Source organism: Mucilaginibacter sp. 320_HR, assembly GCF_059691875.1.
The window spans coordinates 285727-308751 of record NZ_JCAWAI010000005.1 but is presented as its reverse complement, the minus strand read 5'-3'; the positions used below and the strand labels follow the sequence as shown (position 1 = coordinate 308751).

General features: G+C 46.2%; 15 protein-coding genes. 9 read left to right on the top strand and 6 right to left on the bottom strand.

The genetic code is table 11. The annotated features are described in order from the left end of the window. The first annotated feature begins 64 nt into the window (after positions 1 to 64). Positions 65 to 454 (top strand): putative quinol monooxygenase, encoded by a 390-nt coding sequence (locus AC59GT_RS18640; RefSeq protein WP_497239055.1) that lies wholly within the window; start codon positions 65 to 67, stop codon positions 452 to 454. Positions 455 to 619: 165 nt separating this feature from the next. After that, entirely contained in the window at positions 620 to 1051 is a 432-nt protein-coding gene (locus AC59GT_RS18635; protein WP_497239054.1) for a hypothetical protein, read from the top strand. Positions 1052 to 1299: 248 nt separating this feature from the next. Here AC59GT_RS18635 and AC59GT_RS18630 read toward each other — a convergent pair whose 3' ends face one another. Continuing rightward, positions 1300 to 2880 carry an ATP-binding protein gene (locus AC59GT_RS18630; RefSeq protein ID WP_497239053.1) on the bottom strand — a complete coding sequence of 527 codons (1581 nt, stop codon included), beginning with the start codon at positions 2878 to 2880 and terminating at the stop codon, positions 1300 to 1302. A 157-nt stretch (positions 2881 to 3037) separates the two neighbouring features. Here AC59GT_RS18630 and AC59GT_RS18625 point away from each other — a divergent pair, with 157 nt between their 5' ends. From AC59GT_RS18625 to AC59GT_RS18605, 5 genes are all read left to right on the top strand, one after another. Further along, positions 3038 to 3616 carry a Crp/Fnr family transcriptional regulator gene (locus AC59GT_RS18625; RefSeq protein WP_497239052.1) on the top strand — a complete coding sequence of 193 codons (579 nt, stop codon included), beginning with the start codon at positions 3038 to 3040 and terminating at the stop codon, positions 3614 to 3616. 133 nt (positions 3617 to 3749) lie between these two features. After that, positions 3750 to 4607 carry an SDR family oxidoreductase gene (locus AC59GT_RS18620; protein WP_497239051.1) on the top strand — a complete coding sequence of 286 codons (858 nt, stop codon included), beginning with the start codon at positions 3750 to 3752 and terminating at the stop codon, positions 4605 to 4607. A 160-nt stretch (positions 4608 to 4767) separates the two neighbouring features. Next, positions 4768 to 5505 (top strand): ImuA family protein, encoded by a 738-nt coding sequence (locus AC59GT_RS18615; protein ID WP_497239050.1) that lies wholly within the window; start codon positions 4768 to 4770, stop codon positions 5503 to 5505. 2 nt (positions 5506 to 5507) lie between these two features. Then, a complete protein-coding gene (locus AC59GT_RS18610; RefSeq protein ID WP_497239049.1) occupies positions 5508 to 7010 on the top strand; it encodes a Y-family DNA polymerase in 1503 nt (500 codons plus the stop codon). Between the two features lie 3 nt (positions 7011 to 7013). Further along, on the top strand, positions 7014 to 10214 hold the full coding sequence (locus tag AC59GT_RS18605) for an error-prone DNA polymerase (RefSeq protein ID WP_497239048.1): 3201 nt from the start codon (positions 7014 to 7016) through the stop codon (positions 10212 to 10214). Positions 10215 to 10218: 4 nt separating this feature from the next. Here the strand turns inward: AC59GT_RS18605 and AC59GT_RS18600 are convergent, their stop codons facing one another. From AC59GT_RS18600 to AC59GT_RS18585, 4 genes are all read right to left on the bottom strand, one after another. Continuing rightward, entirely contained in the window at positions 10219 to 10689 is a 471-nt protein-coding gene (locus tag AC59GT_RS18600) for a hypothetical protein (protein ID WP_497239047.1), read from the bottom strand. A gap of 105 nt (positions 10690 to 10794) precedes the next feature. Beyond that, complete coding sequence (locus AC59GT_RS18595) at positions 10795 to 11649, bottom strand: chromate resistance protein ChrB domain-containing protein (RefSeq protein ID WP_497239046.1); 855 nt, start codon at positions 11647 to 11649, stop codon at positions 10795 to 10797. 59 nt (positions 11650 to 11708) lie between these two features. Next, positions 11709 to 12617, bottom strand: coding sequence for a PorP/SprF family type IX secretion system membrane protein (locus AC59GT_RS18590; protein ID WP_497239045.1), 909 nt, complete (start codon positions 12615 to 12617; stop codon positions 11709 to 11711). A 54-nt stretch (positions 12618 to 12671) separates the two neighbouring features. Continuing rightward, positions 12672 to 17009: a T9SS type B sorting domain-containing protein gene (locus AC59GT_RS18585; RefSeq protein ID WP_497239044.1), complete on the bottom strand. Its 4338-nt coding sequence runs from the start codon at positions 17007 to 17009 to the stop codon at positions 12672 to 12674. A gap of 430 nt (positions 17010 to 17439) precedes the next feature. Here AC59GT_RS18585 and AC59GT_RS18580 point away from each other — a divergent pair, with 430 nt between their 5' ends. Continuing rightward, complete coding sequence (locus AC59GT_RS18580; RefSeq protein WP_497239043.1) at positions 17440 to 20526, top strand: amidohydrolase family protein; 3087 nt, start codon at positions 17440 to 17442, stop codon at positions 20524 to 20526. 23 nt (positions 20527 to 20549) lie between these two features. Continuing rightward, a complete protein-coding gene (locus tag AC59GT_RS18575; RefSeq protein WP_497239042.1) occupies positions 20550 to 21857 on the top strand; it encodes an amidohydrolase family protein in 1308 nt (435 codons plus the stop codon). A gap of 302 nt (positions 21858 to 22159) precedes the next feature. On the opposite strand, the gene AC59GT_RS18570 is transcribed toward AC59GT_RS18575, so the two are convergent. Further along, entirely contained in the window at positions 22160 to 23005 is an 846-nt protein-coding gene (locus tag AC59GT_RS18570; protein ID WP_497239041.1) for a PRC-barrel domain-containing protein, read from the bottom strand. Between the last annotated feature and the right edge of the window lie 20 nt (positions 23006 to 23025).

Sequence of the window (23025 nt, the reverse complement as noted above, 5' to 3'; positions counted from 1 at the left end):
ATGCAAGTTAGGTCTACAACTAACGCAGATTCATCTTCCTTTTATATACTTATATTTAACACATATGAAACATTTGTTCTTTCTACTCACCATAACCATGCTAACTATGCTTACTTCTAAAGATGCCAGGGCACAAACTGACGAACGCATGGTACGTGTTGCCAAAATTGAGGTGGACCCATTACAGTTAACGGCCTACAATGCTGCCTTAAAAGAACAAATGACAACTGCGGTAATGTTAGAACCCGGCGTGCTCACCTATTATGCAGTAGCCGATAAAAAACAGCCTTCGCACATCACCATCCTGGAGATCTATGCCAACACTGCTGCTTACCAGTTACATATACAAACGCCACACTTTAAAAAGTATAAAGCTACTGTACAAAACATGGTAAAAAACCTTGAGCTGACGGATGTTGATGTAATAGGAATTGCTAAAAAGTCGGGACTATAACGTGCTCCGGGCTAAAAGACATGCCATTATCAGTATTTTTTTCCGGATGTAACGAACTTTAAGCTTCTTACGTCTATACCACCGATAAATACCTAAACATTTTATCGGTCAATATTCATGAGACTTTCGTTACTAACTACATTACTATTAACTACATTTTTTTGCATGAGCATCAGCCTGGCACATGGACAGGCCCGCAGTTCTATTGGTCTTTCGGGTGGCTTTAACCAAAGCTTTCATAAATGGGACAAGGAACATCATTATGGTTTTGGATTGATTGGGAATGTGCGTATCTCGCCTAAGTTTGCCATAGAGCCTGCAATAGCAACCAGGGAAGTAAAGGACTACGCTACAGCGCGGCTGTCGGCAAAGTATTACCCCACTAATAACTTTTTTGTTGCTGCCGGCCCGTTCTTTTGGGTTGGGAGCGATTTGTACAATAACTTTGGGTTTACCAGCAGTGTAGGCTACCGTGTACTAAATAGGAGTTACAGTAATCTCGAGTTATCTGTTCACGGCAACTTTGCAAAGTATAAGTATGATGGAGTGCCGGTTGTTGGCGTAAGAGCTGCCTTTAATTTCAACTTTAAAAAGTAGTTGCTGTTGATTGATCGGCTCTTGAAGCAGAATGCAGCGTTGTAAAGTAATAAACGCCGCCTACCCGGGAAGAACGGCGTTTATTAACGAAGTATATATTTGTCAGAAGCGGTTTTAGCTTCAACAATATCAGACCGGCTCACAACAAAGTTAATACGTTTAGGCCTGCTTTTTATTTTATTGATGTAACAAATTACAACCCGGGATTGTGCAGCTAGTGTACTTTACAGTGTAACTTGTATTAGCTATTATAAAGGTAAGGTAAACCAGAAAGTAGTACCCTTACCCAGTTCGCTGTCTGCATGTATGGTACCGCCATGGCGTTTTACAATTTCAGAACTGATGTACAGCCCAAGGCCCAAACCCGATACCTGATACCCTGCCGAGTCTACGCGGTAATACCTGTCAAACAAATGTGGTATTTTCTCTTTAGGTATACCCGGGCCTGTATCTGTAACAGATACCTTTACCATACCATCTATCAAATCGATAGAAAGGCTTATCACCTCTGAATCGGGCGCGTACTTTACCGCGTTATTTAGCAGGTTGGTAATCACCTGGTCAATCCGGTGCTCGTCTGCATTTACCTCTAACTCCAGTTCGCCGCCTATGCTAATTTTATGTTTACCCATAATAGCTATGGGGTTACAGGCAGCGTTTAACAGCTGCGATAGTACAAAACGCGTTTTGTTCAGGTTAAGCTCACCGTGTTGTAGCTTGGCAACATTAAGCAGCTCATCTACCAGGATGCTTACCCGCTCTACACTCTTGCGCGATTGCATGATAAGTTTAGGTGTCATGACCTGTCCCGGTACGTTTTTTATTTTGTCCATCAGCTGTAGCGAAGCTTTCAGGGTAGTTATGGGTGTTTTAAGTTCGTGGCTCGCAATGCTTATAAAGTCGTCTTTACGCTGTTCCTCAAGTTTTTCCACCGTAACATCCTGCAGTATACCGCTAAAGCGTGTAGGTTGTTTACTTGCGTTAAACTCTGCCTTGCCTTTTGCGCGTACATAACGTATTTTTCCATCCACCTGGTTTACAATGGCATATTCTACATCGTAGTTGCCGCCAGAGTCGTAGCGCAAGGCTTCGGCTATAGCTGCATTAACCTTTTTACGGTCGGCCACGGGTATTTGGTTAGTTGCGCGTTCAAGCTCTATTTCGTCTTCAGCAGCAAGGCCAAACCAGCTTTTAAGCCTGTCGTTACCGGTAAACCTAAAGGTGTTCGGATCCAGGTCCCAGGTGGCCAGTTCGGCTGCATCAATGGTAAATTGCAGTTGCCTTTCGCTGGTGGTGAGGTTATCGTTCACCGTGCTCAGCAGCTCGTTAGACTGCATCAGCTCGCTGGTAAGCGCCGCAAGCTCCTGGTTGGTGTTCATCAGGTCGGCATTGGATGCAGATAACGCTGCAGAAAGATTTTGCTCCCGAAGAAGCCCGAAGTACTGGCTGGTTACATCACGGGCCGTATGCAGCAGGCAGTAAGTCTTACCCTGTTCGTCAAGTATGGCCCTGTATTCAAAATCAAAGTAAAATGTTTGAAGCTCTCCGTTTACCACCAAATTGGCCGGGGTGTTTTCTGCAACGTAGGTTTGCCCTGTGCGCCATACGTTCTTCAGCAGATCTATAAAGGGCTGGCCTTCCAGCTCAGGCACCGCTTCTTCAAGCGTTTTACCTATTACGCTACGGTCTCTGCCCCAAAAGCTTATCATGGCATCATTGGCAAACCGTATGTATATATCTTCGCCAACATAAACCGCGGTAGCATCTTTAGATAATGCTAAAACCTGTAAAAGGGTATCGTTGCTTAAAGGTTGTACCGGCTGATCCATCTAAAAAGAAATTCTGCTAAAAAATAAGCAGCGCAAAGTTATAAAACTGCTTAACATGAGCTATAACTAAATTGTTCGTACGAAATTATATGCATAAACCAATTATCAGCAGAATAGGCAGATTTCACTTAGATTTGGCGCTTATATAACTGAAATAGTGTTTGACGTATTTAAAACATACCTGCTAGACAAGATCTCTCTTACCGAGGAAGATTTGGAACGCATCCGGGCGGTAAGCATTATTAAAAAGCTGCGTAAAAAACAGTACCTGCTGCAGGAAGGAGATATTTGGAAGTACGATGCCTTTGTGGCATCGGGCTGCCTGCGCACCTACTCGGTAGATGAGAAAGGTAACGAGCACATTATTAATTTCGCAATTGAGAACTGGTGGACAGGCGACAGGGAAAGCCTGTTGAGCGGACAATCATCGAGGTTTAATGTTGATGCCGTAGAAGATAGCGTGGTTATTCTTTTTATACACACTAATTTTGAGCAGTTGTGTAAAGACATTCCGGCTTTTAACAATATGGTGAACGCGATACTTCAACGCAGCTTTGTAACGGCTCAAAACCGCATACAGGCAGCCCTAAGCTATACCGCCGAAGAAAAGTACCTCAATTTTGTAGCTAAGTATCCGGGGTTTGCAAACCGCATCCCGCAAAGTATGATAGCCTCTTACCTGGGCATGACACCCGAAACTCTTAGCCGCGTGCGCAGCGCTACTGCTAAAAAGTAAGCTGCGGAAAGTTCCCCGGCTTTTTGGTTGATCTATATCAATTCCTTTCTTACCATACATCAATGTGCAAGTTGGCGTGGTAGCGCACCTTTGTAATGTTCACAACAACAAAGAACATTAAAAATTAAATACCATGTCAAAAACAATTTTCATCACAGGAACAAGCACCGGTTTCGGAAAATTAACCGCTACAACCCTTGCACAGGCAGGCCACTCTGTAATAGCCGGGATGCGCAATATAAACGGTAAAAACCAGGTCGTTGCTGCAGAGCTAAATGCGTTGCCCAACATAGAGGTAGTAGAAATAGACGTAACCAGCGATGACTCAGTTAATGCCGCGTTCGAGAAAACTTTAGCTAAATACGGCCATATAGATGTACTGGTTAACAATGCCGCGCTATCAGGCTTTGGTTTGGTAGAAGCATACTCCGTTGATAAAGTACGCGAGATGTTTGAGGTAAACTTTTATGGTGTGCTGCGCACCTACCAGGCAGTACTGCCATCTATGCGTAAAGCAAAGAACGGGCTGATCATCAACATTACCTCAGGCGCCAGCGGGCATACCCTGCCCTTTATGGTGCCGTACCTGGCATCTAAATTTGGTGTGGAAAGCATTACCGAAGGTATACAGGGCGAATTAAGCGACTTTGGAATTGAGAACGTAAGCATACAGCCTGGGGTTTACCCAACCGAAATGAATAACGGATCAAAAGCCGGCGTTCATGCTGATAAAGCCGAAATAGCAGCCGAGTACGGCGATGCCGCCCAGGAAAGGTTTAACGCGCTTGGTACAGCCTTATTTGGTAAAATGGCCAGCTTTAACATGGACCCGCAAACCATTGCCGACGGTATACTTTCACTGGTAGAAATGAAAAAAGGCACCCGCCCTTTACGTATGCCGCTTGATGCCATAGCACAAGGCACCGACCAGGAGTTTATTGATGCCCGTGCAGCCATAAAAGAAAAGTGGCTGGCTAAATACACTGCATAACTAAGGTATTTACACCTAAACCATCTGTTGTAATAATCGTGAAAGGAGCTGTTAAATTAACAGCTCCTTTTTTTATTATGCCCCCTGCACCCCTATCAAATACTTTTCAACAAATTATAAATACTAATATTTTTAGCATTATGTTTGTGATAACAATGTTATGGAAAGTGTAAAATCCAGGTTGGCTATTGTAGATCAGTTGCAGCAAAAAATTTTGCGGTGGCAGGGTTTTGTTCCGCCGTCTGCAGGTAAAAAGCAGCAGCTTGGGCTGGGTCCGCTGGAGGAAGCTTTTCCTAATGGTGTATTCCCAACCGGCACCATACACGAAATGCTTTGCGCAACCCGCGAGCAAGCTGCCGCAACCACTGGCTTATTATCCGGAATGTTAGGTTCCTTAATGCAGCAAACCGGCACCTGCCTCTGGATAAGCACCGACAGGAAGCTCTTTCCCCCTGCCATGAGCATGTTTGGCGTAGCGCCGGAGCGGCTCATATTCATTGATGCTAAAAGTGAGCGTGATGTATTGTGGGCCATGGAAGAAGCCTTAAAGTGCGAAGGGTTGGCTGCAGTTGTTGCAGAAGTGCGGGAGATCAGTTTCGCGCTATCCCGCAGGCTGCAGCTGGCGGTAGAAAGCAGCAAGGTAACCGGCTTTTTACTCCGTACGGATCTGCGCAAGCTTAACACCACAACCTGCGTTGCACGCTGGCAGGTTACACCTTTACCAAGTGTGCTTGATGATGGCCTGCCCGGTGTGGGCCATCCCCGCTGGAAGGTTGAGCTGCTGCGCGTACGCAATGGCCATCCGGGTAGCTGGCAACTGGAGTGGAAGGGCGATGGCTTTGTACCGGTACAAGAACAACAAGAACAAACAATTATACGAACGCTGCAAGTTGGTTAGTTATGCACAAAAGGTATGCTTCGTTTTGGTTCCGCCATTTACTGACGGACAGACTTGCCATCCGGCAGCCTGACCTGAAGAACGTACCCTTTGTTTTAGCCGCACCACAGCACAACCGCATAGTAATTACAGCAGTAAATGCGTTGGCCCTGCAACAGGGCATTACCCCAGGCATGGCAGCAGCCGATGCTAAAGCAGTTATACCCAACCTTAAAGTTATTGATGATGTTCCCGGCAGGGCAGCCATGCTGCTGCGTTCCATTGGCGAATGGTGCATCCGTTATTCGCCGCTTATTGCTGTTGATGAACCGGACGGACTGATAATGGATATCTCCGGCTGTACACATTTATGGGGCGGAGAAGAGGCGTACCTTAAAGAAGTGACCGCACGGCTGGCAGCAAAAGGGTATACCGTGTGCGGTGCCATTGCCGATACCATTGGAGCTGCATGGGCTATGGCCCGCTTTGGTAAAGAACAGTTTATTGTTGAGCCCGGCATGCATACCAACGCTATGTTGAAACTCCCCCCTGCCGCGCTGCGTCTGGATACAATTATACTGGACCGGCTGCACAAGCTCGGCTTTTACAGCATCAGGCGGTTTATGGGGTTAAAGCGACAGGCACTCAGGAGAAGGTTTGGAGACCAGTTCCTCTTGCGTATAGACCAGGCTATGGGCACCATTGACGAACCCCTGCTGTACCTACAGCCGCAGGAAGCCTATTACGAACACCTGCCCAGTCTTGAACCTGTACGAACAGCAGGCGGTATTGAAGTTGCTATAACAGCACTCCTGCAAAACCTGTGCAAGCGCTTAAAAAGCGAGGGTAAAGGTCTGCGTACAGCAGTACTGAAATGCTACCGTATAGATGGCAAAGTTGTTGGTGCAGAAATAGGCACCAATCGCCCAACTTATAACACCAGTCACCTGTTCAAGCTGTTTGAATTAAAGATAGCCTCTATAGAACCGGCACTTGGCATAGAGCTGTTTACACTTAGCGCCTCAAAAGTTGAAGATATCTCCATTGAACAGGAAGCAATTTGGGCTCCTGACGGCTGCGGACTAAACAACATCCGCCTTGCCGAACTACTTGACAAACTTGCCAACAAAATAGGCGCAAACAACATTCACCGTTACCTGCCGCAGGAAAGCTATTGGCCTGAGCGAACTACAAAAAAAACACTGAACTTAACAGAAAACGCAGTTAATGGCTGGAGCATCAGCAGGCCAAGGCCTTCCCTCCTCCTGAAAAAACCGGAACCTATTGCGGTTACTTTTAAATTGCCGGATAACCCGCCTATGCTATTCGTTTATAAAGGCGAAAAACATATTATTAAAAAAGCAGATGATGCTGAACGGATAGAGCCTGAATGGTGGCGCACTACGCGCCCGCACCGGGATTACTATATTGTAGAGGATGAGCAGGGCCGGCGTTACTGGCTGTTCCGTTCGGGGCATTTTGATGCTGAAGGTTCGCGGTGGTACATACACGGTTTTTTTGCATAAATTATGGAGTACGCCGAGCTACAAATAACCAGCAATTTCACCTTCATGCGAGGCGGATCGCACCCCGAAGAACTGGCAGACTATGCAGCAGAACTCGGCTATAGCGCTATAGCCATAACCGACCGTAATAGCGTAGCGGGTGTTGTAAGGGCACATCAAACCGCTAAAGCAAAAGGACTCAAATTTATCCCGGCTTGCAGGCTTGACCTACTGGACGGGCCCAGCCTACTGGCCTACCCTACCAACATTGCCGCATGGAGCAGGTTATCGGCCATGCTTACCAAAGGAAACTTGCGTACAGAGAAAGGCAAGTGCGACCTATACAAACAAGATGTTTACGAACATGCGGAAGGAATAAAGTTTATAGCCGTACCTCCGGATAGCCTAAACAAAAACTTTGATATAGAAGATGATTTTAAAGCACATCTGAAAGAATATAAGCAGGTTTTCGGCAGCAACCTTTACCTTGCTGCAACCCGCAATTATAACGGGCACGACGATAAACGTTTTTACAGGTTATCACGCTTAGGCGTACCGCTGGTGGCTACTAATAATGTGCATTACCATTCTCCCGAACGGCGCGAGTTGCAGGACATACAAACATGCGTTCGCGAAAAATGTACCATCCAAAATGCCGGCTTTAAACTACATTATAATGCCGAGCGATACCTGAAACCAGTTGAAGAACTCGAACGCCTTTACCGCTTGTACCCAGATGCTTTGCTTCGCACAAAGGAAATAGCGGATGCTTGTACATTTTCCTTAGATACACTGAAGTACCTGGAGCCAGAGTGGAAAAGCCCCGATGGCCGCACAGCAGATGAGCATTTGCGCGAGCATACTTTAAAAGGTGCAAAAAAACTTTTTGGTGAGGACGTCCCTAAAAAAATACTTAAACAGGTAGATTTCGAATTAGGGTTCTTTGCAAAAAGAAAGCTTGCCCCATATTTTCTACGCGTATACGAGTACACTCAAAAGGCCGAAGAACTGAACATACTTCATCAGGGCCGTGGTTCTGCGGCTAATTGTACAGTTTGTTTTTGCCTTGGCATAACACCGGTAAATCCAACTAAATCAAGGTTGTTGTTCTCCCGTTTTATGTCTGACGCGCGAGACGAGTGGCCTGATGTTGACGTCGACTTTGAGCATGAACGCCGGGAGGAGATCATACAATGGATATACGAGACCTATGGCCGTGATCATGCCGCTATTGTAGCTACGGTTACACAGGAACGGCACAAAGGAGCCATACGTGATGTAGGCAAAGCGATGGGCTTGTCAGAAGATACTATCAAGCGGCTTGCAGGTGCCATATGGGACTTTTCGGAAGAAGCGTTTGACCGCGATCGCATCATCTCGCAAGGTTTAAACCCAGATGACCCTCATCTGCATAAAACATTGGAACTTACTGATCAGCTGATCGGTTTTCCGCGTCAGCTAGGGCAGCATACCGGCGGATTTGTGATCACCCAGTGCAAACTTTCAGACATATGCCCGGTTATGAACGCCCGTATGGAAGACCGTACCCAATTGGAGTGGAATAAGGATGACCTGGAGGCGCTTGGGATTTTAAAGGTAGATGTACTGGGGCTTGGCATGCTTACCTGCATCCGCAAAGCTTTTCAACTGGCACAGAAGCATTACGGATTGGATCTTACGTTAGAGAACGTACCACAGGACGACCCTGTAGTTTATGATATGATCTGCCATGCTGATACCCTTGGCGTTTTCCAGATAGAAAGCAGGGCGCAAATGTCAATGCTGCCGCGCTTAAAGCCACGTAAGTTTTATGACCTGGTAATAGAGGTTGCTATAGTTAGGCCCGGCCCTATACAGGGTGACATGGTGCACCCTTACCTTAGGAGAAGAGATGGCATTGATCCTGAAGATTACCCCTCTGAAGAACTAAAAGAGATTTTGGGACGCACAAAGGGTGTCCCCCTATTTCAGGAGCAGGCAATGGAAATTGCTATGGTTGCAGGAGGCTTTTCACCTGCGGAAGCAGATCAGTTACGCCGCAGCATGGCTACCTTTAAAGCTAAGGGATTGGTTAGTCAGTTTCGCCAAAAGCTTGTTGATGGCATGACTGCAAAGGGATACGACCAGCAATACGCCGAAAGGGTGTTTAAGCAGCTGGAAGGCTTTGGCAGCTATGGTTTCCCGGAAAGCCATGCGGCATCCTTTGCCCATTTGGTTTATATCTCCAGTTGGCTTAAATGCCACTATCCCGACGTTTTTGGGGCAGCCCTGCTTAACAGCCAGCCAATGGGGTTTTATCAGCCAGCAGAAATTGTAGATGATGCTCGCAACCATGGTGTAACTGTAAGGCCGGTAGATGTAAACTATTCGGAATGGGACAACATACTGGAAGAAAAAGATGGCAGGTATTATGCCATGCGCTTAGGTTTCCGACAGGTAAAAGGGCTTAGTGAAGCAGAAATGAACCTGCTGGTAAAAAACAGGAATACAGGTTTTAGTACGGTACAGCAACTAAGCGATGCAGGTATATCCCAATCGGCTATAGAACGCCTGAGTGATGCAGATGCCTTCCGTTCTTTGGGACTTGACCGTCGCGAAGCGCTGTGGGAAGTACCGGCTCTGAATGATAAGCCAATTGGTTTGTTTTCCGGCCAGCCATCTGACAGTGCGCACGAATCGCAGTTCACCCTTCCGCTCATGACCAAATCCGAACATGTGGTACAGGACTTTGCTGTTATGGGCTTGTCGCTTAAAGCGCACCCGGTAAGCTTTGTTCGCCCCCAGCTGGACCTGCTACACGTAACTACAACTGCTAATACAAAACTGTTAAAAGATGGTGCGCCTGTTAAAGTTGCAGGTATGATCACCGTTAGGCAGCGGCCGGGCACAGCTAAAGGCATTCTTTTTATTACTATAAAAGACGAAACGGGTTTTTCTAACCTTGTTGTTTGGGAGAAGGTATTTGACAAGTACCGTAAAGAAATATTGCAATCGCGTTTGCTTATGGTAGAAGGAAGGGTACAAATAGAAGGCGAAGTGATACACATTGTGGTGCGGCGCTGCTTTAACCTCAACTCGTTTTTAAAAACGTTAACACCTGCCGGTGATGACGACTTCCCGGTAACAGCCATGTCGCGTTCTGACGAAACGGTTTCACCCGGCCTCATCACGAAAGAAGATACCGGCGTTAAAGATGTATTCTACAAAGGCAGAAATTTCAGGTAGATCCTCAGAAACCCACTCCAAATTGGATACCTGCACCAACGGAAGAAGGCAAGTTATTGCCAAACCTTACAGGTAAGGGTACGGCTACAAACAAATTCGAGCTTTTGCCTTTTGCCAATACCTGGTTAAACACCGGCGTAAAACCAAACCTTCCGCTGGTTTCAAATGCTACACGCCCAACCAGGGTAAACCCATGCTTAAACCTGAACATAGCACCGGGGTGAAACAGCAGGTTGTTCATCTTAGAAATATTCTTTTCTGTACGGATTGATGGTGCCACTTCCATGCTGATACCAAAACTATCGCTTTTGAGGATGTTTATACCAAAGGGAAAAGCAACGGTATAGCTGCTGCCAAAGTTAGTAGCAGCGCCATTTTTATTCCAGGCAACAATAGGATGTAGTACAGCAAAGTAGCCCGCAACCCTCGGGTAATTTGCCGATGACTGGCTTTTAGCTGAATATGAAAGCAGCATTATGCATAAAAATGTTGCAGTAGTAATTTTTGGAAAGGTATTTTTTAAACTTGTCATATTTTCAACAAGTTTATGGGCGTTACGCAGCTTAAAATAGTACGCGTTTTAACTTTTGGAAGCCTTTTTACTTTTAGCTAAATTTCTTTTATAAACAGATGGCGTTACACCTGTATGCTTTCGAAATATGCGGGTGAAGTGACTTTGGTCAGAAAACCCTGTAAGGTAAGCAACCTCAGTTAAACTGTATTGCGAGTTTTCCATGAGGCCTTTGGCTTTTTCAATCCGTAGACCCCGGATGTAATCACCGAAAGATTGATTCTCAAAATACCTGGAAAACTCACGAGACAGATATGATGGATTGATGTCCAGCTCTGAGGAAAGCTGGGTAAGGCTTAGGTTCAGGTTGGTATCCAACTGGTCCTGTATCATTTCCCTTAACTCAGTAACCCAGTCAGGGGCTTTGGCTTGATTATTCTCGAGGTATTTGTGGTAAACATTCAACAAAAGTCGCTCTACAGGTAATTGCGTATGCTTTTGCTCATACAAATGCGCTGCCCAGGTATAAAGCCCGTCATAAACCTTCATGCCCAAAGCCAACAGTTCATGATCGTCGCTAATGTTGTGCGATAAACCTAAAAATATTGCCGACAGACCACTGGACTGTGCCGCAAAGTCATGCCGGTCGGTATCGGCACCGCGTATTATCGGCGCCATCCTCTCCAGGGCGGCATTTTTTAGCTGATGTTTTTTCAGGAAATAGTCAAAGGTGCATTGGTCATCGTAGTGGCTATACTCCACGCCGGGGATGTCGTACGGTATGGCGTTAAGCTGCTCTGCCTTTGTTAGCACTTCACTAAAAGGTACGTAGATAAACTCAGCTTCGGTATCAATAAAACGTTTTATAAGCCACGGACAGGCTATACGATCAATTTTGGGGTGCTCTCGTGTTATCCATTTCACAACTCTTAAATATAGGCTTATAGTGACAAAGTACCTCGTGCCTATTATTATACCGGTGCTTATTTTTCAGTATTCAACAAATTAAGCTTAAGCCCAATCTCAAAAGTGTTGTTTGCATAAGAGTTTAGGCTCGAGGTGTTGTTTGTATAGGCCAGTAGTACATCTACAGGCTTTAGGTTTATACCTACGCCAATTGTTCCGCTTTTGTTAGTATGATACATTCCGGAAATGCTGAAGTTATATTCGGCCATATTCAGGTTTGCCCCGGCATCCAGTATATTATCAAACCCTTTTATGCCCCGGTAAGCAACCTTTGGTTCCAGCGTAAAATTATTGTCGTTATTTAAAAGCAACTTATAACTTATTGCAGTAAAAAAAGTATTGCGCAAAGCGTCCAGTTCCTGGTCGTTTTTTAAAAATATGCTTCGCAGGTTAGGCACAGCCCCCTGGATGGTGAACTGGCTGCTGGTGTAAGCAACGCCAAGGTCACCGTCAACATAAACGCTACGCCTGTTAAACTTATCTACCGACCCGTCGCCGGGGTCGCCAATAATTCGGTTATAATCTATAAAAACATTATTAAGTCCCAGTGAAAGGCCAAAGTTCAATTTATCATTCTCGCCTACCCGCAAGTGGTAAGCATATGTAGCCATTATACGTGTGCGGCTGATAAGCCCCGCCTGATCGTTGTTTACATTTAAGCCAGTGCCCACGTTTCCACCCGAATTATAATCAGCAGTAAAGTTCTGCATCTTAGGGCTGCCGGGCACGCTGTTAAACTGTTGCTGTAAGCCAAGGTTTAAGTTAAGCCCTTGTGTAAGCCCCGCCATTGCCGGATTGGTAATGTACTGGTTTTGAAAGAAAGCAGCTTGTAATACAGATTGCGAATTAGCTACATTGCCGCCCAGGCACAACACCGCAAGTATAACAAAGCATGCCTTTGGCATGCCGGGTATTTTAAATTTCATTAGGGAGTATTTTGAAGTAAGGCGAACCGTTTTTTACGGTTCGCCTGTTATTAACTACCTGTCTCTTACAACAGTGAAGAACCCTTTAATAAGGTTTGATTTACCAAGATCTATTGTATAATAATATGTGCCTTCTGAAAGCACACCGCCGCGATAGGTACCTGCCCAATCATTAGCATAGCCTTTCTTACTGAACACAACATTACCACCGCCATCAGTTACGTTAACGGTATTCTCGGGATAGCTTTCAATATTGCTTACTATCCATGTGTCATTCTTACCGTCGCCGTTTGGAGAAAGGATGTTGTTAGCTACTACAGCGCTATTACCTGTATCATTTAAGCCCGGTGCAAAATCGGTGGTGTTATAACCATTGCTGGCTAGGCGCAGGTTATTTGCAGTTGTGGTAACTGATGCCGGGTTGTAACCGGTTTTAAGGTAAGCTTCGGAACCTGCAGTACCGTTATATTCAACAACCAACACAGTGTAGGTTGATGATGCCGACAGGCCAAAGATATTTGTTGTATTTGCCGTTCCGTTGTACACGCAGTACCAGCCGCTTGTACCCTCCTGGCTGCCAAGCCCGAATGTGGTGTTGGCAGAATAGGTTACCCCTGTTGTTGGGTTAATTGGGCTTTTGCCACCTGCGCGCACAAACACTGCGCGAGCTGTTCCGTTACCGCTTACCCAGGTAGCTTTGGTAGAATTAAAAGTGGTATTGCTAAAGGTTAACCCGTAAGTGTAAGCTGTTGGAGGTGTTATAGGCGTGGTTAAGTTTGCCGGAGCTATGTTGTTTGTAATATACAGAGGCTTATCAATAGTGCCATTGTACTCTACCACCGCTACGCGGTAAGTGCCACCGGAAATAAGGCCTATAACATTTGTGGTAGAACCGGTGCCATTATAGATGCAATACCAGCCGGTTGACCCGATCTGGTTGCCGGAGCCAAACCTGACGTTGGATGAGTAGTACACATTAGCAGGCAGCAGTGCACCACTGTTGCTATTGCTGATGAACACTGCGCGGCTGGTGCCCGATCCGTTTGTCCAGCTCACCGTGCTGGTTGTTCCCGTAATATTGCTGAATGCCAGATTTGACGCTTGTGTAGGCTGGGCAACAACCGGTGTTATCACATAGGCAGGCGCCGTACGGGCTGTGTAGTATTTTTCGAGTCCCGGGTCGCCGTTGTATTCTATAACAACGCCGTAATATTTTGTACCACCCACAAGGTTGGTGATGTTTACGCTACTGCCGGCACCATTATAAACACAGTACCATCCGGTTGTGCCAAGTTGTGCCCCTTTGCTAAATGCTGCATTAGCTGTGTAAGTGGTAAAATCTGCGGGAACAGGTGAGCTACCGGCGTTTACATGCAGGAACACCGCGCGCTTGCCACCCGGCCCGTTTGTCCAGTTCAGGGTTGTGCTGGTTGCAGTTGTATTGGTAAAGTTTAGTAAGGTAGCGTAACCGCCGGGGGCTGCTACAGCCTCGCCTATATGATAAGTATAAGCACCGCCTAATGATAAATCATAAATCGAGTAAGAGTCCGTTGGCGAAGACCGTACTCTATTCGGGATAGTAGAACTGTCCCGGGGATTTCCTATAAACGCCACTGTAGCATCTGGTGTAAGAGCTATCGACACAGCAACCTGCACCTGGTCCTTTGGATACGTATTAGCTTGTTTTTTCCAGACCATGCCGGTGCCACGGGTATAAGCCACAGGTCCGGCATCTGTTGTGATCATGATTGTTGCGCCGTCGGCACTTATCGAAGGTATGCCTGCTTCAGGCAGTGTTTGTTTCAAAGTCCAGGTGGTGTCGGTACGTACAAGTATCTGCATTTTACGGGTTACCATAACATTGCCATCGGCGCTCAGCACTGTGCCCAGAAGGATACCTTCGAGGCTTAGCTGTTTTTGCCACCCATTATCAGTCTTGGCATAAACAAAGCCGATACCTGATATAGCGGGAGAAAAGTTGTTTGAATAACGGTAACTGCCTATCATAGGGGCTAACGCAAGTGTACTTCCATCAGCGCTTACACTAGCTACTGTCACACCTACTATATGCTCGCCCTGGTTGTCTTTCAGATCAGACATCACCCAAGTATTACCTTTTCTTTGGTAAAGCACTGCACTACTCCACGTACGATCATTATTGCCTTGCGTGGCAAAAATGCTATTCCCGTCAACCGTAATGGCGAAACCTGATACCTCAAAAGAAGTAACAAACGGATTGGTATTCCAAACACCGTTCAACCGTGTGAAAAAGTTCGCAATAAACGGCTTACCTTGTTCAACTATCAACTGGCCCACCACCGCTGTATTGCCATCACCGCTCAACGCTACAGAATTCCCATAGCCTGGCCATCCCTGGTGAGGGAACACGCCATCTTTTAACCATTCTCCATCCACGTTTTTGTATGAAGATACCCCCCCTATAGGTTGACCTCCTTCAGGTCTAAAATTAGAGTAACCCAATCTGGAACCTACCAGCGCGGTTTTGCCGTCAGCACTAATTGCTACCGACTGCCCTTGGTTTAAATAAGGCTGGGGATCATATGTAAATCTCTTATACTTAGTGGTATCGGCTAGTATTGGTTGTTTTTGAACGTTTGGATACAAAGTAGGCGTAACGGTAAAACTGCCGCCGCTGACGGTGCCTGCCGCGGTTGTTATACTTACACTACCATTAACTGTACCCGGCATTGCCATAGCCGTCACCTCGTTATCATTTACAGACAGGATAACGGCTTTCTTGCCGCTGATTGTCAGTTGGGTGGCTCCGCTAAGGTTGGTACCTTTAACTTTAACCACGGTACCAACAGGCCCTGTAGCCGGGCTGACGCCTGCAATGATAGCCGCAGGCTGTATGCCATATGCCGTAGCACTACCATACGGATAGGTGATGTAAGTACTATCTGTAGGTATGGTAGTACTACTTGTGTTAAAAATATACCGCTTGGTTAGTATTTGCCCGGCGCTGGCATCATCCGGAAAGCCGGATAATGCAGTGGTACCATCTGCGCTAATGGAAATAGCACTGGCAGCACTAGTTGTTAATCCAAGGTCTTGCTTTTGCCATACACCGGCAGTATTACGGATGTAGGTCACAGGGCCGTTATACCCCGGAAACATCACCACTTTGGCATCTGCGGTCACTGATGGTTTACCGGTTTCAGGTATGTCCTGAGCTTTGCTCCAGGCGCCATTAATACGCGTATAAAAAGAAGTTGAGCCTGAGAGCGACTCTATTAGCACATTACCATCAGTGTTAAGGGTTACGCTGCCCGCCACCGGCAACTTTGCTTGCACCTGCCAGGCTGTGCCGTCAAATCTCATGATATAGGTGTAACCAAAGTATGACGTTGCGGCAAGCGTTTTAGCGTCGCCGCTTATGGCCACCACACTGCCGGCTGCGTCGCCGGCACCAAAGGTAATTGCCTCACTTGGAGTTGCGTCAGACGTCCACGAGCCATTCTTACGGTGATAAATTGTTGTGAACTCAGTTACTTCGGGTCCATTCCTGTGTTGTACAACACGTGCATAGCCAAGTACTATGGTATTGCCGTCCGCACTCACATCGGCGTTGCTACCAAATTGAAAGAATGATGTTTTGTACCACACGCCGTTCTTCTTTTCTAATACGGATGTTGGTTCAAGATTATTGCCAGAATTTACAAGTACCGTTCCATCTGCATTCAACCTTGTGTTTTGTTTTACACCATATATCGAATTAGCAGCGAAGAACCTGGTTTTTTTCCATTTACCTTGTTGTTTTTCGTAAAAAGTAAATGATCCGGGATCGCCATAATATTGATTATCATAATTAAGGCCGGTAACAGAGGATACCACTGCGCTGTTACCATCGGCACTAACGGCAACATCAGCACCCTGATTAACAGATTTATACCTCACCCCCCCGGGAGGCGGCGTACCGCCGTCCAGATAAATCATTTTTGGATACGTTGTAGTATCCACCAGTTTAGGGCCCATTTGAGCTGTAGGGTGAGGCGTTGTAACCACTGTGAAAGTACCCTGGGAGGCTAACACTGCACCACCTGCTGTTGTAACCCGCACAGCGCCTGTTACGTTACCGGGCATTACCATTGCAGTAAGGGTGCTATCTACAGTAGAAATAATTAGGGCTGCACTATTACCAATGGTAACGTTGGTAGCCCCTGCAAGGCCAGAACCCTTTATTTTGATTAATGTACCGGGCGCACCGCTTGATGGCGCAAAAGAAGATACCGCAGCATAAAAGCCTTTCACATGCGGAGCTTTTGCAGCTGTGGCATTTAAAGCGATACCAAAAATTGCGATGAGCAAAATGAGTTTTGTACCAAAAAGGCTGAACGGGGCTGTTGAAAAAGCACCTTTAGGTGAGTTCATATTAAGTAATTGTTAAGGTTTAGTACTGGTATATTAAGATATAGAAGCAAGGCAGACGATACCGAGCAACTTTTATAATAATACCTGAAAGCATTTAATTATCAATATAGTTAATGCGTTCAGTTTGTGATATATCGTCAAATATAGATATTTAACCACTATTATAATATCGACCCCATAAATTAATTGTAATAAAAACGTTACCATATACTTTACCTTAAATAAATAAAAAGCCAACCTGTTTTACGCACATATCGGTTAATAAAACCACAAAATATATTTCAAATATTAACCATTGATTAATACGTAAATTCGGAATATTATTTTTTACTCAGTTAACAGTTCGTACTTGTAACATTTCCATGATAACGGCTGATCACATGCTGTGCTAGTAAAAAATTAATAGTTTCGTAACAAACAATCACACAGAATGAGAAAACCTTTACTTTTTTGCTTTTTCCTGCTGATGATCCAAATTTGTCGCGCGCAGGAGACTTTTCCTGTTAATGGCAGCTGGGACATCCGCCCCGGGAAGTATGCGTTTACCAACGCAACAATTATTACCGGACCCGAACAAACACTCACCGGCGCAACCCTGCTGGTGAACGATCGCGTAATTGAGTCTGTAAGCTCACAGGGAACTATCCCAAAAGGGTACATCACCGTTGACCTTAAAGGCAAGTTCATTTACCCCGGCCTTGTTGATGCCTACACAACGTATGGCATACCCGATGCACCACGCCAGGCATTTGGGCAGGGTGGCTTTGGCGGCGGACGCGTTTTTGTATCTACCAAGCCGGGAGCTTATGGCTGGAACGAAGCTATAAAGCCAGAAATGAACGCGAAAACAGTTTTTCACGTTAATACAGATGCAGCGGAAGCATTAAAGAAGAACGGTTTCAGCACTGTGCAATCGTTAATACATGACGGTATTGCACGCGGTACATCTGTTGCCGTAAGCCTTGCTGATGAGCGGGATAATTTTGTGATGATAAATGATCAGGCGGCCGCGCACTATTCTTTCAGCAAAGGAACGGCGGCTACTAATTACCCATCGTCATTAATGGGCAGCATAGCCTTGTTGCGCCAAACCTATTATGATGCGCAATGGTATAAATCGCAAAAAACAGAGTACAATATATCGCTGGACGAGTTCAACAAAACTCAGGCGTTACCCCAGATATTTGAAGTAAGCGATCCGCAGAGCATTCTTCGTGCGGCTAAAATTGCAAAGGAATTTGGCAAAACATACATCTTTAAAACAGATGGCTCAGAGTATCAGCGCATAGCTGCTGTAAAAGGCACCGGCGCTTCGCTAATTGTTCCGCTTAATTTCCCGGCCCCTTTCGAGATAGAAGACCCGCTTGATGCACGCAATGTAAGTTACCAGCAGTTAAAAAGCTGGGAATTGGCGCCCAGCAACCCTGCGGCATTAGAAAAAGCAGGCATTAAGTTCGCCATCACGTCATATGGGCTGAGCAACACGCGTGACTTTTGGGCTAACCTCCGCACCGCCATCAATTACGGCTTAACTCCTAAACAGGCACTTGCCTCGCTAACTACTATCCCTGCCGAAATGCTGGGCATCAGCGATAAAGTGGGCACGCTTGCAAAAGGCAAATTGGCCAGCTTTATTATCACGTCCGACACCTTGTTTAAGGCAGAGAGCGTGATCTATGAAAACTGGGTAGAAGGCCGGCAGTACATTGTATCTAAAATGGATGTTGCCGATATCAGTGGTAAATATAACCTCACCGGCGACGGCTTTGCCAATACCAACTTAACCATTAGCGGCAAGCCGGGAAGCTATGAAGCCAACATTGAGCGCACCGGGGCCGATAGCGCTAAAGTACGCGGCACCATTACCCGCACCGGGGACGATATAAATATCTACTTTAATTACAAAAACAAACCTGCTGGCATCATTCGCCTGTCGGGACATATTTCATCAATTTCGCCGGTTATAATTCGTGGTAACGCGTTACTGCCTGATGGTGGTTCAACCGCGTTTAGCGCTGTATACGCAGGCACGGCGCCAGCTGCAACAGCAGGTACCCGCCGAGATGCACAGAAACCAAATTTAGCAGTAGGCCCTGTAATTTACCCGTTTGCAGCTTACGGTTATACCGAACTGCCCAAAGCGCAAACAGTATTATTAAAGAACGGTACCGTTTGGACCAATGAAAAAGAAGGTGTGCTGCAGAATGCAGATGTGTTATTAGAGAACGGTAAGATTAAAGCCGTTGGTAAAAACCTATCTGCAGCAGGTGCAAAAGTAATTGATGCTACGGGCAAAAACATTACCGCAGGCATAGTAGATGAGCACTCGCATATAGCGGCAACAGGCGGCATAAACGAGGGTACCCAATCGGTAACTTCAGAGGTCCGCATTGCTGATGTGATAGACGCAGAAGATATCAACATCTACCGTCAGTTAGCCGGAGGTGTTACCACATCTCACATCTTGCACGGTTCGGCAAACGCTATAGGCGGGCAAACCCAACTGATGAAACACCGCTGGGGCATGCTTCCCGAAGAACTGAAGTTTGAAGGTGCAGACGGTTTCATTAAATTTGCACTGGGCGAAAACGTAAAGGGCAGTAATAACAACATCACCCCGGGTTCGGTACTGCGCTTCCCGCAAACACGTATGGGTGTTGAGGAAGTTTACATTGATGCGTTTACCCGCGCTAAAGAATACAAGGCTGCACGGGCGGTAAAAGGCAGCACTGCCCGCCGCGACCTGGAGCTGGATGCACTTTCAGAAATACTGGACAACAAGCGCTTTATCACCTGCCACTCCTACGTACAATCGGAAATTAACATGCTGATGCATGTTGCAGATAGCATGGGCTTCCATATAAACACCTTTACACACATTTTAGAAGGTTACAAAGTTGCCGATAAGATGAAGGCGCACAACATTGCCGGATCTACCTTCAGCGACTGGTGGGCTTATAAGAATGAGGTAGCCGAAGCTATACCTTACAATGGCAAGCTGATGCATGAGGTAGGTTTGATAACCGGCTTTAACTCTGATGATGAAGAAATGGCACGTCGCCTTAACCAGGAAGCAGGCAAGGCAGTTACTTACGGGCACATGAGCCAGGAGGAAGCGCTTAAACTGGTAACCCTTAACCCGGCCAAGATGATGCACGTAGACAACCGCATAGGTAGTTTAAAAGCGGGCAAAGATGCCGACGTGGTAGTTTGGTCGGCCAACCCGCTGTCTATATACGCGGTTGCCGAGAAAACCTTTGTTGACGGTGTGCTTTATTGGGACATTGAGCAGGATGCCGCGCGCCAGAAAGCAATGAAAGCGGATGAAGGACGCATTATACAGAAGATGCTGGATGCAAAAAATGCAGGCAGCAACACGCAACGCCCTGCAGCAGGCCGCAAACCCCGTTCTTACCAATGCGAGAGTTTAGAAGAAGAGAATTTTGTTGTGCAGGACGCTTACACCGAGATGGAGAAAGAGCGCGCCGCACGCGCAGCAGCAAGTAAACTAAAGTAATCCTTACACCCGGAACAACCACAATGAAAAGAACAATATTAAGTTTTGGAGGATTACTGCTAAGCATTAACCTCCTGTTTGCGCAAGCCAACATATCCCCTGCCAAACCACAAACCAGGCCCGTACTAATAACCGGGGCTACCATACACGTTGGTAACGGGCAGGTGATAGAGAATGGCTACATAGCGTTTGATAAAGGCAAGATCACGGCAGTTGGTACAGGCACCGCCCCCGGTGCCGGATCTTACGAAGTAATACAAGCATCAGGCAAACACGTTTACCCCGGCTTTATTGCCCCGGTAACTACGCTGGGATTGGTTGAGGTGGAATCCGGCGCGCGCGGTACTGTTGACGACGAAGAAACCGGCGAGTTGAACCCGCATGTACGCTCTATTATCGCTTACAATACAGATAGCAAAGTTATTCCTACCGTTCGCTCAAACGGTATTTTGCTGGCACAGCCAACACCTAATGGCGGCATTATCTCCGGTCAGTCGTCGGTTGTACAACTGGATGCCTGGAATTGGGAAGACGCCACTTACAAAAAGGACATGGCCATACACCTTAACTGGCCATCTGCAGCACAGCGCCGCAGGTTTGGGGCAGCTGCAGGCGCGCAGCAGGAAACACCCGCCGAGCGTGCCCAAAAAGCGATTGATGCCATTAACCGCCTGTTTAAGGAAGCGCAAGCTTACAGCCAGGGTGCAAAACCGGCAATAGCCAACACCCGCTTTGAAGCTATGCGGGGCTTGTTTGATGGCAGCAAAAAGTTGTTTGTAAACGCTAACGCAGCAAAGCAGATTATGCAGGCGGTGAGCTTTGCTAAACAGTTCGGAATCAAAGAAGTGATAGTAGGCGGCAAGGAAGCTTACCTGGTAACTGACATCTTAAAAGAAAATAATGTACCCGTTATTTTGGAGGAGACCCAAACCCTACCAGACAAAGACGAGGACGATGTATACCTGCCTTATAAAATGCCTAAGATTTTGCAGGATGCCGGTGTACTTTACGGGTTAACCGGTAATGGTTTCTGGCGCCAGCGCAACCTGCCCTTTGAAGCAGGACAGGCGGTGGGCTACGGCTTAGGTAAAGAACAAGCCGTGAGCATGATAACCCTCAACAACGCTAAAATTCTCGGTATTGACAAAACAACTGGCAGCCTGGAGACGGGAAAAGACGCCAACCTTTTCATCTCAACCGGCGATGCGCTGGACATGATAACGCTTAATGTTGAGACCGCTTTTATACAGGGGCGCAACATTAACCTGGACAACCTGCACAAACAGCTTTACAAGAAATTTGCCGACAAGTACGGTGTCAAAGCTGATTAATCAAGGTAACATATTTAAAGAAAAGCGGCCACTCTTTAAAGAGTGGCCGCTTTTCTTTTGAATGCAATCTGGCTACTTTTCACCTGTATTAAAACTGTTGCTTCCAAATTTATTTGAAAATACCTATTCAAATCAGTGCGATTTTTGAAGGTAGCCGCAAAGAAATTAAGCCAAAAACAGCCATATTGATGTTAAAAACGCAGGTTCTAGCCGGGTTGTAAGTTACAGCTTGTAAAGTGTTCAAAAGCATCCGGCATAAAAAAAGCTGAACACTTTTGAACACTTGCCTCCCTAAACAGGTATTATAAATTACTTCTCCGGTCCTGATCGTTGTCGCGTAAACGTTTACGGTCCAGCTCGTCTTCGTCATCGCTCAGGTAAATGGGTTTATCGGTATTATCAGTCAGGTTCTCAGGCGTATCCTGCTCATCCCTTACAATAATAACATCGTCAACCGGTTCATCACCAACATTACGTTCCATTATCCAGGTGCTTGGCATTTCATTTTCTGCAACAGATTCACCATCTGTAAGTGGCGGGCTATTGCGGTTATAAAACTTATCCTCGTCGAAGTGGGTATGGTCGTAAAAACCTTCGCGCTCGTATAAGGTATCTGATGTATAGCTGGTATCAAATACACCCCTGATTGCCAGCTCTGTTTCGGGAGTTACATTGCCCTTCTCGTAAGCAGGTAACTCACTTAACTGCTGTATGCTGATGTTAGGTATAACCACTACTTCATCATCGTATTCTTCCTCCTCGTCATCATCGTCGTCGTCAGCACGATCATATACCTGCTCAGTTGTTTCAGAAGAACTGTTATCACGGTAGTCGCCGTTAACGTCGGTTGAATTATCGACATCGCTTACCTCATCATCGTCCTGATGCAGGTCTGCTACGCCGATTGGTATTAACACCTTTTTGTCGGTATCTAAATCCAGCTCATTATCTTCAAGGTCAACTACCAGGTAGCGCACCTTGCGCGATTCAGGATCAAATAGCAGATCATCAACATCGCCTATCTTTTCTCCTTGTTCGTTGATCACTTCCCAGCCGGTGATATCCGGCTCGCCATCAACAATTTCAAAATCACTATCACTCAACTCCTGCAGGTGATTGTTCTTATATTCATTTTCTTCGAATGCCATAACTGTATGTTTTAGTATTG

Coding starts and splice junctions, on each gene's coding strand:
- AC59GT_RS18635 (WP_497239054.1), top strand. CDS start 620: ATGAGCATCAGCCTGGCACATGGACAGGCCCGCAGTTCTATTGGTCTT.
- AC59GT_RS18585 (WP_497239044.1), bottom strand. CDS start 17,009: ATGAACTCACCTAAAGGTGCTTTTTCAACAGCCCCGTTCAGCCTTTTT.
- AC59GT_RS18630 (WP_497239053.1), bottom strand. CDS start 2,880: ATGGATCAGCCGGTACAACCTTTAAGCAACGATACCCTTTTACAGGTT.
- AC59GT_RS18620 (WP_497239051.1), top strand. CDS start 3,750: ATGTCAAAAACAATTTTCATCACAGGAACAAGCACCGGTTTCGGAAAA.
- AC59GT_RS18610 (WP_497239049.1), top strand. CDS start 5,508: ATGCACAAAAGGTATGCTTCGTTTTGGTTCCGCCATTTACTGACGGAC.
- AC59GT_RS18590 (WP_497239045.1), bottom strand. CDS start 12,617: ATGAAATTTAAAATACCCGGCATGCCAAAGGCATGCTTTGTTATACTT.
- AC59GT_RS18600 (WP_497239047.1), bottom strand. CDS start 10,689: ATGCTGCTTTCATATTCAGCTAAAAGCCAGTCATCGGCAAATTACCCG.
- AC59GT_RS18575 (WP_497239042.1), top strand. CDS start 20,550: ATGAAAAGAACAATATTAAGTTTTGGAGGATTACTGCTAAGCATTAAC.
- AC59GT_RS18640 (WP_497239055.1), top strand. CDS start 65: ATGAAACATTTGTTCTTTCTACTCACCATAACCATGCTAACTATGCTT.
- AC59GT_RS18580 (WP_497239043.1), top strand. CDS start 17,440: ATGAGAAAACCTTTACTTTTTTGCTTTTTCCTGCTGATGATCCAAATT.
- AC59GT_RS18615 (WP_497239050.1), top strand. CDS start 4,768: ATGGAAAGTGTAAAATCCAGGTTGGCTATTGTAGATCAGTTGCAGCAA.
- AC59GT_RS18570 (WP_497239041.1), bottom strand. CDS start 23,005: ATGGCATTCGAAGAAAATGAATATAAGAACAATCACCTGCAGGAGTTG.
- AC59GT_RS18605 (WP_497239048.1), top strand. CDS start 7,014: ATGGAGTACGCCGAGCTACAAATAACCAGCAATTTCACCTTCATGCGA.